Source organism: Prolixibacter bellariivorans ATCC BAA-1284 (genome assembly GCF_000621705.1).
Classification (GTDB): domain Bacteria; phylum Bacteroidota; class Bacteroidia; order Bacteroidales; family Prolixibacteraceae; genus Prolixibacter; species Prolixibacter bellariivorans.
Genome location: NZ_JHXO01000006.1, coordinates 190,417 through 205,110 on the forward strand (window position 1 = coordinate 190,417; position 14,694 = coordinate 205,110).

A 14,694-nucleotide genomic window follows, 5' to 3' on the forward strand; every position below is an offset into this window, starting at 1 on the left:
AATTAGAGCAAAGATTGTGAAAAAGTACCTAAATATTTACTTTTGTGCATCAAATTAATCATTCAAATCACTACAATGTCAAACGTTATAAAGCTCAAGAGAGGTTTAGATATTCAGCTTAAGGGTAGGGCAGAACAGATCCTGGAACAAATGGATCGTCCCGACACTTTTGCCATTAAACCTACCGACTTTCATGGGCTTACCCCGAAACTTGCAGCAAAAGAGGGAGATAAGGTGAAAGCCGGTTCTCCGCTGTTTTTCGACAAGTATCAGCCGGATGTAAAGTATGTTTCTCCGGTAAGTGGCGAGGTGGTTGCCATCAACAGGGGTGAGCGTCGCAAGATTTTAGAGGTGGTTGTGAAGGCAGATGGTGAAAACCAGTCTGAAGAATTCAGGAAAGCCAACCCGGCTGATTTAAGCCGCGATGAGGTTCGTGAGGAATTGCTCCGGTCAGGTTTATGGCCAACTATCCGGAAACGACCTTATGGTATAGTGGCTCAACCGGATGAGAATCCAAGGGATATCTTCATTTCCTGTTTCGACAGTGCCCCTCTGGCTCCCGATTATGATTATGTCTTAAGCGGTGAAGAAAGCGCCTGGCAGACTGGTCTTGATGCACTGAGCAAGTTGACCGATGGTAAGATCTATCTCGGTTTGCCGGCTGAAGGTGCCAACAAGGTTTTTGCCAATTCAAAGGGTGTTGAAATCAACCGTTTTGAGGGACCACATCCTGCCGGAAACGTCGGTATCCAGTTGCATCATGTAGCACCGCTTGCTAAGGGTGATGTGGTGTGGACCATACAGCCACAGGATGTAGTTGCCATAGGATGGCTTTTTGAAAAAGGCATTTATGACTCATCCCGCATCATTGCTTTGACGGGCTCTGAGGTAAAAGAGCCCCGTTATTACCGTACCTGGGTTGGAGCCAATCTGGCTGGCTTGTTCAAAGGTCGCCTGACTAATGACCACGTTCGCTTCGTCAGTGGAAACGTTCTGACAGGTACACGTATCGAAGCCGATGGATTCCTCAGTTTTTATGACGCGATGGTTTCGGTTATCCCGGAAGGTGATTACTATGAGGCCTTTGGTTGGGCGCTTCCCGGATTCAATAAGTTCAGTCCTTCCAGAACTTTCTTTTCGTGGATGGGATCTAAGAAAAAGAAATACCGGTTGGATACCAACATGCACGGTGAAGAACGTGCTTTTGTCGTTTCAGGTGAGTATGAAAAGGTTTTACCTATGGATATTTTGCCTGTCTACCTGTTAAAGTCCATTCTGGCCAACGACATCGATAAGATGGAGAAGCTGGGTATTTATGACATTGTGGAAGAAGATATGGCGCTTTGCGAATACGTTTGCACCTCGAAAATTGAAGTACAAAGTATCGTTCGGAAAGGTATTGACTCCATGATAAAAGAGTTAGGCTAACGGACTGTCTTTTTAGTTGAAAATAATTCAAATATATCGATGAAAGCAATTAGAAATTTGTTCGATAAAGCAAAGCCCCATTTTGAAAAGGGTGGTAAATTTCACATGTTCAAATCGGTCTTTGGTGGAATGGAGACATTCATGTTTGTCCCGAATCACACCAACAAGAACGGAACACACATCCGTGACTATGTTGACCTGAAGAGAACCATGGTGATTGTAGTCCTTTCCCTTATTCCCGCCTTGCTTTTCGGCATGTATAATATAGGTTATCAACACAATTTGGCTGTAGGAGAAACGACTGATTTCTGGCAGACTTTCTTTTATGGTTTTATTCGTGTTTTACCGATAATAGTCGTTTCGTACGTTACCGGATTGGGAATTGAGTTTGCTGCGGCGCAGATGCGTGGGCACGAAATTAACGAAGGATTCCTGGTGTCGGGTATGCTGATACCGCTGGTAATGCCAATCAACACGCCTCTGTGGATGATTGCTGTTGCCACTGCTTTTGCCGTCATCTTCGGTAAAGAGGTGTTCGGCGGAACAGGGATGAATATCCTGAACCCGGCACTTACAGCGCGTGCGTTTCTCTTCTTCGCCTATCCTTCTTTCATGTCCGGCGATTCAGTCTGGACACGTATTGGAGCAGGTAGCCATGCTGTTGATGGGTATTCCGGTGCTACCGCGATGGCCCAGGCAGCACAGGGGCATCCCATCACTTATTCCGTATCGGATATGTTCTTCGGATTTATACCTGGTTCCATTGGTGAAACTTCCACTGTAGCCATTCTGATTGGCGCTGCCATTTTGATTTGGACAGGAGTTGGAAGCTGGAAAATCATGCTTTCTGCCGTATTGGGTGGAACTGTCATGGGAATTCTGCTGAATATCTTTGCAGTAAATGCCTACATGGCTATTCCATTCTGGGAACATTTCATCATGGGTGGATTTGCCTTCGGTGTGGTATTCATGGCTACCGACCCGGTTTCGGCTGCTCAAACGCCAAAAGGAAAATGGATTTATGGTTTCCTTATCGGATTCCTTGCCATCCTGATTAGGGTTGTAAATCCGGCTTATCCTGAAGGTGTGATGCTTGCCATCCTGCTGATGAACGTATTTGCTCCGCTGATTGACCACTATGTGGTAGAGGGCAATATTAAACGGAGAATGAAACGCGCAACTGTTAAAGCCTAAATAATTAAGAAATGGATAAGAACGGAAACGCTTACACATTTATATATGCCTCGGTAATGGTTGTTCTGGTAGCTGCGGTTCTGTCGTTTGCTGCCATGAAACTGAAAGCACCGCAGGATAGAAATGTGGAGATAGAAAAACAACAAAGTATACTCAAGTCGTTAAATATTGATGTCAGCGCGGATAAAGCAGAGCAAGTCTACAAAAAGACAATTACCGACTCATACATTGTTAATACAAAAGGTGACAAAGTAAAAGGCGATGCCTTCACTGTTAACCTGAAAGAAGAACATGCCAAGCCGGTAGATGAGCAGAAATTGCCTGTTTATGTTGCTGATTTGGGCGATCAAGGTAAGAAATACATTATACCCGTTAGGGGAACCGGTTTATGGGGACCTATCTGGGGATATCTTGCTTTCGACAGTGATCTCAGTACCATCTACGGAGCAACTTTTGATAATGAAGGCGAAACTCCCGGACTTGGTGCACAGATTTCGACCGAAGGATTTCAGAAGCAATTTGCAGGCAAATCCATCTTTAATTCCGAAGGTAAATTTGTTTCCATCTTCGTGGCCAAAGCGAGCGAAAAAGGGAAAGCGAATCCCAAGCATAGTGTCGATGCCATCTCTGGTGGAACCATTACCAGTAAAGGATTGCAAAAAATGCTTCAGGATGACTTGAGCAAATACACCGAATTCTTTAAAAAATTAAGATAAAATGAGCGACAAGGAACCTTTATTCTCTAAAAAGAACCTGAGCTTGCTGACTGATCCGCTGAACAGCAAAAATCCGATTACCGTTCAGGTTTTGGGTATTTGTTCAGCATTGGCAGTTACCGCTCAGTTGAAACCGGCAGTGGTAATGTCGCTGGCTGTAATGGTGGTTACGGCATTTTCCAATTTTACTATTTCACTGCTGCGGAACGGTATTCCAAACCGGATTCGAATCATCGTTCAGTTGGTTGTGATTGCCGCATTGGTAATTGTGGTTGACCAGCTGCTGAAAGCCTATGTTTACGATGTAAGTAAGCAGCTCTCTGTGTTCGTCGGTCTGATTATTACAAACTGTATCATCATGGGACGTTTGGAGGCCTTTGCACTTGGCAACAAGCCGATTCCTGCCTTCCTCGATGGTATTGGTAATGGTGCAGGTTACGGACTCATCCTGGTTATCGTTGCTTTCTTCCGTGAGTTACTCGGGTCGGGAACCATCTGGGGATATCATGTTATTCCTGCCAGCTGGTATATCGACAACGGAGGATGGTACTCGAACAATGGTATGATGATTCTGCCACCTATGGCTCTGATTACCGTTGGAATGATTATCTGGGTGCAGCGTAGTAAAAACCGTGATTTGATCGAGGACTAATCGGAAACTGAAAAACGAACAAGCGATATGGAAAATTATATTAATCTGTTTGTCAAGTCCATCTTTGTCGACAACATGGTATTCGCCTACTTCTTGGGAATGTGTTCATTCCTGGCGGTATCAAAATCGGTCAAAACAGCTACGGGACTAGGACTTGCAGTAATATTTGTATTAGGAATCACCGTACCGGTCGATTACCTGCTTCAAAACTATGTATTAAAAGAAGGTGCGTTAACCTGGCTGAGTAAAGATTTTGCCAGTGTTGATTTGAGCTTCCTCAGTTTCATCATGTTCATTGCTGTCATTGCGTCGATGGTACAGTTGGTGGAAATGGTAGTTGAAAAATATGCACCTGCTCTGTATACCAACCTGGGGATTTTCCTTCCCCTGATTGCAGTAAACTGTGCCATCCTCGGTGGTTCACTGTTCATGCAACAGCGTGAGTTTGTGAACATCGGCGAAGCAACGTCTTATGGTTTAGGTTCCGGCGTCGGTTGGTTCCTGGCAATTGTCGCAATTGCGGCTATCCGCGAAAAGATTCAGTACTCGAATGTACCGGCTCCGCTTCGTGGTTTAGGCATTACTTTCATCATCACTGGTCTGATGGGGATTGCATTTATGGGCTTTATGGGAATTAAGTTTTAATCTCCGAAAGGGTTAAATGATAAAATCAATTGAAATCATGATAATTCTGGCAACACAAACAGCAGTTATCGTAACCAGTGTAGTGGTATTCCTTTTGGTTATACTGCTGCTGGTTGGTATTTTGCTGTATGCGAAAAAGAAGTTAACCCCATCGGGGTCTGTCGTTGTAAGCATCAACGGTGGCGAGAAAACGATTGAAACGGAGCCCGGTTCTACGTTGCTTTCAACACTTGGAAATAATAAAATCTTTCTGCCTTCAGCCTGTGGTGGCGGTGGTACTTGTGGTATGTGCCGTTGTCAGGTTGATTCGGGTGCCGGAAGTATTCTTCCTACTGAAACCGGATTTTTTACCCGGAAAGAGCAGCAGAACAACTGGCGTCTGTCATGCCAGGTGAAAGTGAAAGAAGATATCGAGATGCACGTGCCTCAGGAGGTGATGGGTATCAAGAAGTGGGAGTGTACAGTTGTTTCCAACAATAACGTGGCTACTTTCATCAAGGAATTTGTGGTTAAACTGCCCGAAGGCGAAAACCTCGACTTCAAATCAGGTGGTTATATCCAGATTGATGTTCCGAAGGTTGAAGTGGACTTCAAAGATTTCGACATCGATGAGAAATTCCGTGGCGACTGGGAGAAATTCGGCATGTTCGATCTGAAGATGAAGAACCCGGAACCAACATACCGTGCTTACTCAATGGCCAACCATCCAGCCGAAGGTAACATCGTGATGCTGAACATTCGTATTGCGACACCTCCTTTCGATAGGGTAAATGGTGGATTCCAGAAAGTAAATCCGGGAATCTGTTCTTCTTATATCTATTCACTGAAACCGGGTGATAAAATTACTATTTCCGGACCTTACGGTGAATTCTTCCTGAAGGATAACGATAACGAGATGATGTTTATCGGTGGTGGAGCCGGAATGGCACCGATGCGTTCGCACTTGTTCCACTTGTTCCACACGGTGAAGGAAACGAAAAAGAAAGTGACCTTCTGGTATGGCGCCCGTTCATGGAAAGAAGTCTTCTACTATGATCAGTTCCGCGATATTGAGAAGAATTTTCCGAACTTCCAGTTCAATCTGGCCTTGTCGGAGCCGCAACCCGAAGACAATTGGGACGGACCGGTAGGTTTCATACACCAGGTAATTTATGACAATTACCTCAGTAAACACGAAGAACCTGAAGAGATCGATTACTATCTCTGCGGTCCTCCAATGATGAACTCGGCAGCAACCAAAATGCTATACGAACTCGGCGTTCCGGATGAGAACGTATTGTTCGACGATTTTGGAGGTTAATAAAACCGATAATAATTTAAAAAGGCCGTTTTCTTAAAGGAGACGGTCTTTTTCTTTCTATATTAGCCCTGAAATCGTTCTAACACGAACGCCATGACTACTTGTTTTCCTACCGTGAAAAGATTTTGGTAATTAAAAACAATGCTGTGAGAATATTCATGATGTTGGTTGTGCTCATCGGTATAATGAGCTTCGGATTTGCGCAGGAACCGATTAATCAAACGGATTCCAGCGGATTGAAACAGGGCCATTGGATTGGCCGGTATCCCAATGGTCAGAAACAATACGAAGGAACGTTTATCGATGGTGAACCCGTGGGCGAAATGAAACGATATTATCCCGACGGGAAGATACAGGCGCGGATGCATTATGTTCCCGGATCGGACAGTATCATTGCCGAGATTTATAATAAGGAAGGCAAAAGAACAGCTAAAGGAGTTTTCCTGGGAAAGAAAAAATCGGGTACCTGGACTTACTTCGATGGTGACAGGGTTGTTTCTTGCGAACATTATCTGGATGGACAGCATATGGGAACGGATACTATCCGGTTTAAAAGCGGAAAACCAGCCCGAACAAGTGAATGGGAAAGCGGCAAGATGAATGGTGTGATGCGTGATTTTTACGAAAGCGGCAAAACCAAGTTCGAAATGCATTATGCCGACGGGAAAAGGAACGGGTTAACGATGGCTTATTATCAGAATGGTACACCTGAGATCGAAGGTAATTACATCAATAACCTGCGTACCGGTGACTGGAAATTTTATAACCAGGATGGAACTTTAAAATATACCCTGAAATACGATAAAGGTGTTTTGCTGAATTCCGACGTGTTGAACAAAGCTCAGCAGAAAGAATTCAATGAAATGGAGAAAAACCGGGAAGTACTAAAAGACCCGGAAAAATATCGCAATGATCCTTCCGGATATATGGCACCCGGACCTTAAGGTTTGTCTTTTTGGGCATACCAGCGAAGAACAAGCTCAACCACCTGATTGTAGTTTAAGGTTCCCTGCTTAATGTTATTGCTTTTCAGGTAGGCATCGTTGGCTGCTGTTTGAATACGGTCAAGCTTTTCATTACGCATAGCTCGCCAGTATTTTTGTTCCGCCCTGATATCAGCAATCACCTCAGGCTTTAATTTTTTCACATAATCACGATAGTTTTTCAGGGGGAGTGCATCTACCAGAAAGTACTGTATCAGGTTAAAGTTGGCGGAGTAGCGTAAATAGGGATCCTGGGAAGTGCTACAAACCACATAGGCACAAAAGTTCGCTTCTGATTCCCGCGCCATTCCAAACTGATGGGCTTTTTCATGCGCCAACACAAACGGATATTCCGTAGGCAACAACTTCCCGTTAGTATGAACTTCATTGAAGAATGGCCCGAAATAGCCACTCACGCCAGATTTGGCAAACAGGCCCGAATAAAGCATCGTTTTGGGACGTCGGTAACCGTTGGGATAGTTTATTTGCAAAAATGCAGAATGGGCCTTATACGAAGCTTCAACCGCCCGGTTGACATCTCCTTTCCTCATGCTGTCCATTTCTATCCACGATGCGTTGGTTTGAGCAATCAAAGTGTCGAGTGTTTCCACGAAAAGACTATCGGGTAATTTCGCCGTAGAAAAGTGGAGACGGTTATCGATGGAAGGCCGAAAATAATTGAATCCCCAAACGAGGTAGAAGTAGCTATAAAGAATGGCCAGAAACTGCAAGGTCTTTAGTAGTGTCGGAGTGAACCTGATTTTCCGGAATATCAGTAAAAGAATAACAACAATGGCTGAGAGCACAAAAGCAGTCCAGAAAACATCCCACAGCGAAAACGGTATAAAACGGCTGAAAAAAGAGAGCATCGAGGCAATCACGGGATAAAGTCCATGGGAGTACCATCTATCTGTCAATTGTGGAAAGCGGATAGCCAACCGTGTTATAAGGAAAACAACAGCTGCCACCCAAAACGGTAAATAACGGGTCGGAAACAGAAATCCGCGTACTTTTTGCCAGTAACTCATTAGCATCACTTTTCCTCAAAAATATAAAAATGAGCTTTGGTAAATCCGATCGAAGGCAGATGATTTACTATATGAATAGAATAAGAATGCAATGAAAATTCTGTTTCATCGCCGGAAAAATTAATTTTACTGAAAAGCTTCTGAATGAAACTAACCTGTTTATGGATATTGTTTTGCCTTCCGCTGCTGGCCAATGCTCAGAGCAACGGTGCGCGGTACCGGGTTGAATTTACTGATAAAGCAGGTTCAGTCTATGATATACCGCATCCGGAAGCGTTTTTATCGGAGCGGGCACTTTCACGCCGTAATCGATACCACATTCCGGTAGATGAAAACGATTTGCCTGTATCGTCAGTATATCTTGATAGTTTGAAGAGGCATGGATTTAAAGTGCTATATACCTCCCGGTGGTTTAATTTTGCGACCGTTGCTGTTGTTTCTCCTGAAGATACTGCCGGAGTTTCGAAATGGAATTTTGTTCGTTCGATAAAACTAACCAGACCGGATAATATGTTGAAAAATGCTATCAAAAAGTGGTCTGAGATTAAAACACCTGCAACAAAAAGTATACAAACTGAAGCTGATGACAGCTACGGTTATTCCAGTGAACAAATTGCTCAGTTAAATGGGAAAGTACTTCATGAGAATGGTTTTAAGGGACAAGGCATGGTGATTGCTATTCTTGATGCCGGGTTCAGAGCAGCCAACCAACTGGCCGTGTTCGATTCGCTTTTTCTGCAAGACAGAATGTTGGGAATACGTGATTTTGTCAATCCCGAATCCAATGTTTTTGAGGAATACCAGCATGGCATGAATGTTCTTTCGTTGATGGGGGCCAATACTCCCGGTAAATTGGTAGGTACGGCTCCTGATGCGTCCTATTTTCTCATCCGGACGGAAGATGAAAATTCGGAGTATCCGGTTGAGATGGATAACTACATCGCTGGGTTGGAACTGGCCGATAGCATTGGTGCCGATGTCATTAATGCTTCGCTGGGCTACTTCTATTTTGATGATCCTGCTGACAATCTCAATTACGACGAGCTTGACGGAAAAACGCTGATGATTACGCAAGCGGTGGAAACAGCTGAACAAAAAGGTATGATTGTTTGTGTTAGCGCAGGAAATGAGGGAGACAATGCATGGCAGCACATCATTGCTCCGGTCGATGCAAACGGTGTTTTAAGTATGGCCGCTGTAAATATAGCTGGAGAGAGGGCCCCGTTCAGTTCCACTGGTCCTTCGGCCGATGGTCGCATCAAACCGGAAGTGGCCGCTTGTGGGTGGGACACCTGGATTCAAAAATACCCGGACGAAATTGGCGTTTCGAATGGAACTTCTTTTTCTTCTCCTTTGGTAGCTGGATTGACAGCTTGCCTGTGGCAGGAGTACCCTGATAAGAGTCCTGCGGAAATAGTCGATGCAATTATCCAAAGTGCCAGTCAGTACGCATCTCCCGATAATTACCTCGGATATGGGGTTCCCGATTTCGGGAAGGCATCATTACTTTTGCAGGAGACACTGGCCGATGGAGATTCTGAAAAGCAATGGAAAGTATCGCCTAATCCGTTTGATGAAAATATTCGACTAGAGTACCAGGGAAATGGATTGTTGGATGACGCTTCAGCTACTTTTATATTGATTAGTAGTACGGGAACAATTTTAAAGGAAGAACGTTTGTCAGGCAGAGTCGAATTGGTAAATAATCTTGGTGCATTGCCGTCGGGTTTGTACTTTCTGCAAGTAATTACCAATGGAACAACAGAAAACCATAAACTCATAAAGAGGTAACACCATACATGGCTTCATCAATGGAAAATAAACTGCGACTATCCGAATTAAATAACCGAATAAAGGGAGTTCTTCAGGATGCTTTCCCAGCGACTGTCTGGGTTATTGCCGAAATATCCGAGATGAAGGTAAACCGAAGCGGGCATTGTTACCTGGTATTGGTGGAAAAGGATGAAGATTCAGATGAAATCCTGGCACAAGCGCGTGGAACCATTTGGTCGTACACTTTTCGAATGCTTCGGCCATTTTTCGAGACGACTGCCGGCCGGCCCCTTTCCGAGGGTATGAAGGTGTTGGTGAATGCTTCAGTTGAGTTTCATCCGTTATATGGTTTTAGCCTGAATATCCGCGATATCGATCCGACGTACACGTTGGGCGACATGGCCCGGAAAAGGCTTGAGATAATCAACCGGTTGAAAGAAGAGGGCATATTCGAAATGAATAAGGACCTGGAATTACCGATGGTTCCGCAAAAAGTGGCGGTTATTTCTTCTTCTACGGCGGCAGGTTACCAGGATTTTCAGAATCAACTGAATAACAATGCCTATGGTTACCGGTTTTATACGCATCTTTTCCCGGCACTGATGCAGGGAAATCAAGCCAGTGAATCAATTATTGCAGCGTTGGAACACATTTACCTGTACGAAGATTTCTTCGATGTGGTGGTTATCATCCGAGGTGGAGGCTCTCAGCTCGATTTAAGCTGTTTCGACGACTATGAGTTGGCCTTTCACATTACGCAATTTCCCCTTCCGGTGTTAACCGGTATAGGACACGAAAAAGATGATACCATCAGCGACATGGTGGCACATACACGAATGAAGACGCCGACGGCTGTAGCCGAATTTCTGGTGGCCGGTGTTATGCAGTTCGAAGTACACCTCGACGAGCTGCAGCAGGAGTTTGTCAATTCGGTGGAAGATATTCTGGCGGAATCGCGCCAACGACTCGATAATGCGGTTAAAACCTTGAAGCCGGTCGTTCAGCAGCTTCTTTTTAACCGGCAAAAGAAGTTGAGCCGATATGTGTGGCAGATGGAAAGTTCGGTCAGTGAGATATTGCGGAGCAATGAATACCGGTTATCCCGGAAGAAGGATGAGATAAAGGAATTATCCGGGCGACTAATTCATGATAAGCGGTACAGGCTTGATGAGTACCATCATTTTATCAGTCGGGCCTCGGCTCATCAATTGGAAGAAGGAAAGCTGCGGATGAATGCATTGCTGGAAAAGCTTAAAAGGCAGTCGAAAAGTCGCTTTTTTGCGGAACGGAATCATTTGTTGCTTGCCGAAAAGAGAAGGGAGCTGCTGGATCCGCTAAATATTCTGAAGCGGGGCTATTCAATTACTTATCATAGTGGGAAAGCATTAAAAGAAATTGCTCAATTACAGGAAGGTGATGAAGTTCGTACCATGCTTGTTGACGGTACCTTCACCAGTCGTGTGATAGAGAAAACGAAGGAATCAAAAAGAAATAAGTCATGACGAAAAAGAAAATCTCATACAAAGAAGCGGTAAGTGAAATAGAAGAGATACTTGAGCAGATGGAAAGTGAAGAACTTGATGTAGATGAGCTTTCCGACAAGGTGAAAAGAGTATCCTATCTGATTAAAGTATGTAAGGATCGGTTACACCAAACGGAAGAGGAAGTTGAAAATATCCTCAATCAAATGGATGATAATTAATGTTTGAGTTATAGAACAGAAGCTTTTCGAGGCTATTGTTACTGCATGTTAAAAATTAGTAAAGATGTAGTATGGAGCATTTGTTGTTGATTTACAATCTTGTATTTGATTGAATGGGCATGCTTTAAAATATGTTATAAATGCTATTATAATTGAATATTGAAAATAAAAAGCTTGCAACATAGCTATAAGTGTTGTAATTTTGGCTCGATAGTATTCCAAATACTATCACATTTCTGATAGCAGCATATTTAAAATTCTAAAAGATGGCCGACTCAAAAATTGAATTATCGTTAGGTTCATTTCGTTTCTCGTGCGAGGGCGAAAAGGAATGGGTAGAAGTCCAGTTAGGACGGATTCTTGACCGTGCTCCAGCTTTGTTAAGTTTAGGGGGTGAGGTAGCAACAACTTCTTTAGGGGAAGAAGTTGGAGAAGTATCAACCGAAGAAGCCCGTCCGGTAACACGCCGTGGCCGTAAACCACGGGAAGTTAAGGCGAAAAAAACTGCTTCAAGTGATCCTTTGTTGGATTATCTGAAGGAGAAAAAAGCCGATAATAATCAGGTGCGGAAATTTTTGGCTACCGCAGTTTATCTGCATTCACAGGGAGCTCAGAAATTCTCAACGCCGATGATTTCAAAGAAATTGAAGGCCGCCGGAATTCCGAAGCTTTCTAATGCCAGCGACTGTCTGAACAAGAATGTGAAGAAGGGTTTCTGCATTAAGGAAGATAAAGAGTTTGTCTTGACAAACGAAGGTATTCAGGCCATTATTGGCGATGCCAATCAAGAAGATTAAGGATAAAAAAACCCGCTTAACGCGGGTTTTTTTATATTCTTTTTTAACTCGTTTTAAAATCTGGCTCGGATTCCGATCAGGTAATTGATACCTGCCTGCGGATAATATCCATCCATCTTTTTTCTCACACCACTTTCGTAATAGGAGTAAACCCATGCATTGCTTTCGTACATGGCATTAAAGATGTTGTTTACCATAACAGAAAGAGTTAATTCCTTGAAGAGATTGGTGGGGATGTGATAATCGGCTTTTAGGTTACTAAAGAAGTAAGCATTAAGCTTCCGGTTTTCCGATGAAGTGTTGTCGATGTATTGTTTCCCGACATAGTGGGACGAAAAGTTCACTGAAAACGCCTTCGCTGGTTGCCAGTTGATCTTACTTCCTGCAACGACATCCGGAGAAAAGGCAATATCTGTTGTTCCCAGGTAATTGGAAATCTGTTGTCCCCAGTTATCCCAATCGTCAACATATTCCGTGAAGTCTTTAATCTTATTCCGGCTGAAGGTAGCATTGGCATCCCACCTGAGTGATTTACATATTCTCCATCCTCCGGTTAATTCGATTCCTGCACGGTAACTATTCGGTGCATTGGTCATAATGGCTGAACCAACATCGTTGATTTCGCCCGTCAGGATAAGCTGATTGACATAATCCATGAAATAGAGATTGACACCGAAAGCGAAGTTCGTCGACCGGAAATTATAACCTGCTTCATAGTCGTTCAGCGTTTCCGATGTGGGTACCGGGCCATTCGGGTCAGCGTCTTTATAGTTACTGCGGTTCGGTTCGCGATGTGCTTTTGCGAAGGATACATACAGTTTGTTGCGATCGTTTGGCGAGTAATAGAGTCCTACTTTCGGGTTGAAAAAGTCGAAATAGTGATTTTGTGTTAAGTCGCGCAGATCATCGTCATTGCCATCAATTTTGTAACTGATGTGCCGGTACTGGATATCGATGTAGGCATTCAGTCTTGATGAGAATTGATGGTTTAGCTTTCCATATACGTTGTAATCCGTCTTTAGTCCGGTGGAATAGTACCATTGGTGGTTAATTGGATTTTCGCCGTAATACCGGGCCCAAATTACCTTTCCAAAATGGCGGCCGTCATATTGGTTGCATGCACCTCCCAGTGTCATGTTATTTTTCCCCTTGTTGTAATTTAATGAAAAGGTTGTTCCGTAGAAATCATTATTCAGCCATTTCCGGCGCACCAAATCTGTCGATTGCACCTGCGTGCCACCAATGGTCGGGGATGTCATCAGGTAATCTGAAAAGCTTTGGTCTGGCTTGTATTCCTCGTAATAGCCACGGCCGTAAGTATAGTGCAATGCAGCGTTCAGGTTAAGATACTCATTAAAACGATGAGAGTAGAGCAGCTGATAATTATCCTGCCAGTAATTGTCGGTTTCGTTATTGTAGTAATGCACCTTCCCCTGGGAGTCGGTATACTCGCCGGCCGGATTATATCTGCGGTTTGTAGCCAGCATATCGGATGGAATTCCATACCATGCCTGGTATGTTTTCTCCACACCTGAGAAGATGTTGACCTTCAGAATCGACTTGGCGGTGTAATATCCGCCTGAGACATAATATGATTTCAAATCAGACCATCCCCGGTCGATATAGCCGTCAGAAGTGATTTTAGAAAGCCGGGCATCAAAAGAGAATTTACCATTCAACAAACCGGTTCCGGCCGATACCGTATTTTTGAAGGTGTTGAAAGAACCGGCAGAAGAATTGACTTCCGCGTAAGCATCTTTATTAAGGTTGTTGGTTTGCATGTTGATGGTTGCACCAAAAGCTCCGGCACCATTGGTTGATGTTCCCACACCACGTTGAACCTGCACATTTTGGAGTGATGAAGCCAGGTCGGGCAAATCTACCCAGTACACTCCATGCGACTCGGCATCGTTTACCGGAATCCCATTCACCGTTACGTTGATACGATTGGCATCGGTTCCCCTTATCCGGAAGCCGGTATAGCCAATTCCAGTCCCGGCATCAGATGTGGTCACCAACGAGGGTGTCATGCTCAGCAAATAGGGAATATCTTGTCCCATGTTCTGCTCTTCAATGCTCTTTTTCGTTACATCCGAATAAGCAACGGGCGTTTTGTCGCCTGCCCGCGTGGCCGAAACAATGACCTCGTCGGCCAGCACAGCCGAGGGCTTCATGGTAATGGTGATTAAGTCTTTTTCTGGCAAGGTAATTTTTCTGGCTATTGGTTGATAGCCCAGGTAGGAAACCTTCAGCTCATAGTTCCCCGGTTTTAATCCGTCAAAACTGAATTTTCCGTTTTGGTCCGTCGGCATCCCGACAAATGTGTTTTCAATAACAACATTGGCCCCAATCAGCGGTTGGCCCTTTTCGTTTTCCACACGTCCATTCAGCGTGTTCTGTGCATTCGCTGAAAAGAAAATCAGCTGCAGCATCCATAAAGCAAGAATTTTTTTCATTTTAAATCGGTTTTTAGATG

At 44.1% G+C, this 14,694-nt stretch carries 13 protein-coding genes; 11 read left to right on the forward strand and 2 right to left on the reverse strand.

From position 1 onward, the window contains the following. Positions 1-75 precede the first annotated feature (75 nt). The 7 genes from T426_RS0106310 to T426_RS0106340 all read left to right on the forward strand — a co-directional run bounded on the left by T426_RS0106310 (position 76) and on the right by T426_RS0106340 (position 6,879). Complete coding sequence (locus T426_RS0106310) at positions 76-1,428, forward strand: Na(+)-translocating NADH-quinone reductase subunit A (RefSeq protein ID WP_025863328.1); 1,353 nt, start codon at positions 76-78, stop codon at positions 1,426-1,428. Between the two features lie 39 nt (positions 1,429-1,467). After that, positions 1,468-2,622 carry an NADH:ubiquinone reductase (Na(+)-transporting) subunit B gene (locus T426_RS0106315; RefSeq protein WP_027585424.1) on the forward strand — a complete coding sequence of 385 codons (1,155 nt, stop codon included), beginning with the start codon at positions 1,468-1,470 and terminating at the stop codon, positions 2,620-2,622. A gap of 11 nt (positions 2,623-2,633) precedes the next feature. Next, positions 2,634-3,338: an NADH:ubiquinone reductase (Na(+)-transporting) subunit C gene (nqrC, locus tag T426_RS0106320; protein WP_025863329.1), complete on the forward strand. Its 705-nt coding sequence runs from the start codon at positions 2,634-2,636 to the stop codon at positions 3,336-3,338. A gap of 1 nt (position 3,339) precedes the next feature. Then, positions 3,340-3,990: an NADH:ubiquinone reductase (Na(+)-transporting) subunit D gene (locus T426_RS0106325; RefSeq protein WP_025863330.1), complete on the forward strand. Its 651-nt coding sequence runs from the start codon at positions 3,340-3,342 to the stop codon at positions 3,988-3,990. Between the two features lie 27 nt (positions 3,991-4,017). Next, positions 4,018-4,635 (forward strand): NADH:ubiquinone reductase (Na(+)-transporting) subunit E, encoded by a 618-nt coding sequence (gene nqrE / locus T426_RS0106330; protein WP_025863331.1) that lies wholly within the window; start codon positions 4,018-4,020, stop codon positions 4,633-4,635. Positions 4,636-4,672: 37 nt separating this feature from the next. Beyond that, positions 4,673-5,935: an NADH:ubiquinone reductase (Na(+)-transporting) subunit F gene (gene nqrF, locus T426_RS0106335; protein WP_025863332.1), complete on the forward strand. Its 1,263-nt coding sequence runs from the start codon at positions 4,673-4,675 to the stop codon at positions 5,933-5,935. Between the two features lie 146 nt (positions 5,936-6,081). Beyond that, entirely contained in the window at positions 6,082-6,879 is a 798-nt protein-coding gene (locus tag T426_RS0106340; protein WP_153637567.1) for a toxin-antitoxin system YwqK family antitoxin, read from the forward strand. On the opposite strand, the gene T426_RS0106345 is transcribed toward T426_RS0106340, so the two are convergent. Next, positions 6,876-7,946 carry a DUF3810 domain-containing protein gene (locus tag T426_RS0106345; protein WP_025863335.1) on the reverse strand — a complete coding sequence of 357 codons (1,071 nt, stop codon included), beginning with the start codon at positions 7,944-7,946 and terminating at the stop codon, positions 6,876-6,878. The two genes, T426_RS0106340 and T426_RS0106345, sit on opposite strands and share 4 nt — an antisense overlap. A gap of 144 nt (positions 7,947-8,090) precedes the next feature. Here T426_RS0106345 and T426_RS22940 point away from each other — a divergent pair, with 144 nt between their 5' ends. The 4 genes from T426_RS22940 (at position 8,091) to T426_RS0106365 (ending at position 12,218) form a co-directional block, all read left to right on the forward strand. Next, positions 8,091-9,737 (forward strand): S8 family serine peptidase, encoded by a 1,647-nt coding sequence (locus tag T426_RS22940; protein WP_025863336.1) that lies wholly within the window; start codon positions 8,091-8,093, stop codon positions 9,735-9,737. 20 nt (positions 9,738-9,757) lie between these two features. Next, positions 9,758-11,221, forward strand: a complete 1,464-nt coding sequence (xseA, locus tag T426_RS0106355) for an exodeoxyribonuclease VII large subunit (RefSeq protein ID WP_027585426.1) — start codon at positions 9,758-9,760, stop codon at positions 11,219-11,221. After that, positions 11,218-11,421, forward strand: a complete 204-nt coding sequence (gene xseB, locus T426_RS0106360) for an exodeoxyribonuclease VII small subunit (protein WP_025863337.1) — start codon at positions 11,218-11,220, stop codon at positions 11,419-11,421. Before xseA ends, xseB begins: the two co-directional genes overlap by 4 nt. A 266-nt stretch (positions 11,422-11,687) precedes the next feature. After that, positions 11,688-12,218 (forward strand): hypothetical protein, encoded by a 531-nt coding sequence (locus tag T426_RS0106365; RefSeq protein WP_025863338.1) that lies wholly within the window; start codon positions 11,688-11,690, stop codon positions 12,216-12,218. Positions 12,219-12,271: 53 nt separating this feature from the next. Here T426_RS0106365 and T426_RS0106370 read toward each other — a convergent pair whose 3' ends face one another. Continuing rightward, positions 12,272-14,674: a TonB-dependent receptor gene (locus T426_RS0106370; RefSeq protein ID WP_025863339.1), complete on the reverse strand. Its 2,403-nt coding sequence runs from the start codon at positions 14,672-14,674 to the stop codon at positions 12,272-12,274. Positions 14,675-14,694 lie beyond the last annotated feature (20 nt).

Coding starts and splice junctions, on each gene's coding strand:
- T426_RS0106310 (WP_025863328.1), top strand. CDS start 76: ATGTCAAACGTTATAAAGCTCAAGAGAGGTTTAGATATTCAGCTTAAG.
- T426_RS0106315 (WP_027585424.1), top strand. CDS start 1,468: ATGAAAGCAATTAGAAATTTGTTCGATAAAGCAAAGCCCCATTTTGAA.
- nqrC (WP_025863329.1), top strand. CDS start 2,634: ATGGATAAGAACGGAAACGCTTACACATTTATATATGCCTCGGTAATG.
- T426_RS0106325 (WP_025863330.1), top strand. CDS start 3,340: ATGAGCGACAAGGAACCTTTATTCTCTAAAAAGAACCTGAGCTTGCTG.
- nqrE (WP_025863331.1), top strand. CDS start 4,018: ATGGAAAATTATATTAATCTGTTTGTCAAGTCCATCTTTGTCGACAAC.
- nqrF (WP_025863332.1), top strand. CDS start 4,673: ATGATAATTCTGGCAACACAAACAGCAGTTATCGTAACCAGTGTAGTG.
- T426_RS0106345 (WP_025863335.1), bottom strand. CDS start 7,946: ATGAGTTACTGGCAAAAAGTACGCGGATTTCTGTTTCCGACCCGTTAT.
- T426_RS22940 (WP_025863336.1), top strand. CDS start 8,091: ATGAAACTAACCTGTTTATGGATATTGTTTTGCCTTCCGCTGCTGGCC.
- xseA (WP_027585426.1), top strand. CDS start 9,758: ATGGAAAATAAACTGCGACTATCCGAATTAAATAACCGAATAAAGGGA.
- xseB (WP_025863337.1), top strand. CDS start 11,218: ATGACGAAAAAGAAAATCTCATACAAAGAAGCGGTAAGTGAAATAGAA.
- T426_RS0106365 (WP_025863338.1), top strand. CDS start 11,688: ATGGCCGACTCAAAAATTGAATTATCGTTAGGTTCATTTCGTTTCTCG.
- T426_RS0106370 (WP_025863339.1), bottom strand. CDS start 14,674: ATGAAAAAAATTCTTGCTTTATGGATGCTGCAGCTGATTTTCTTTTCA.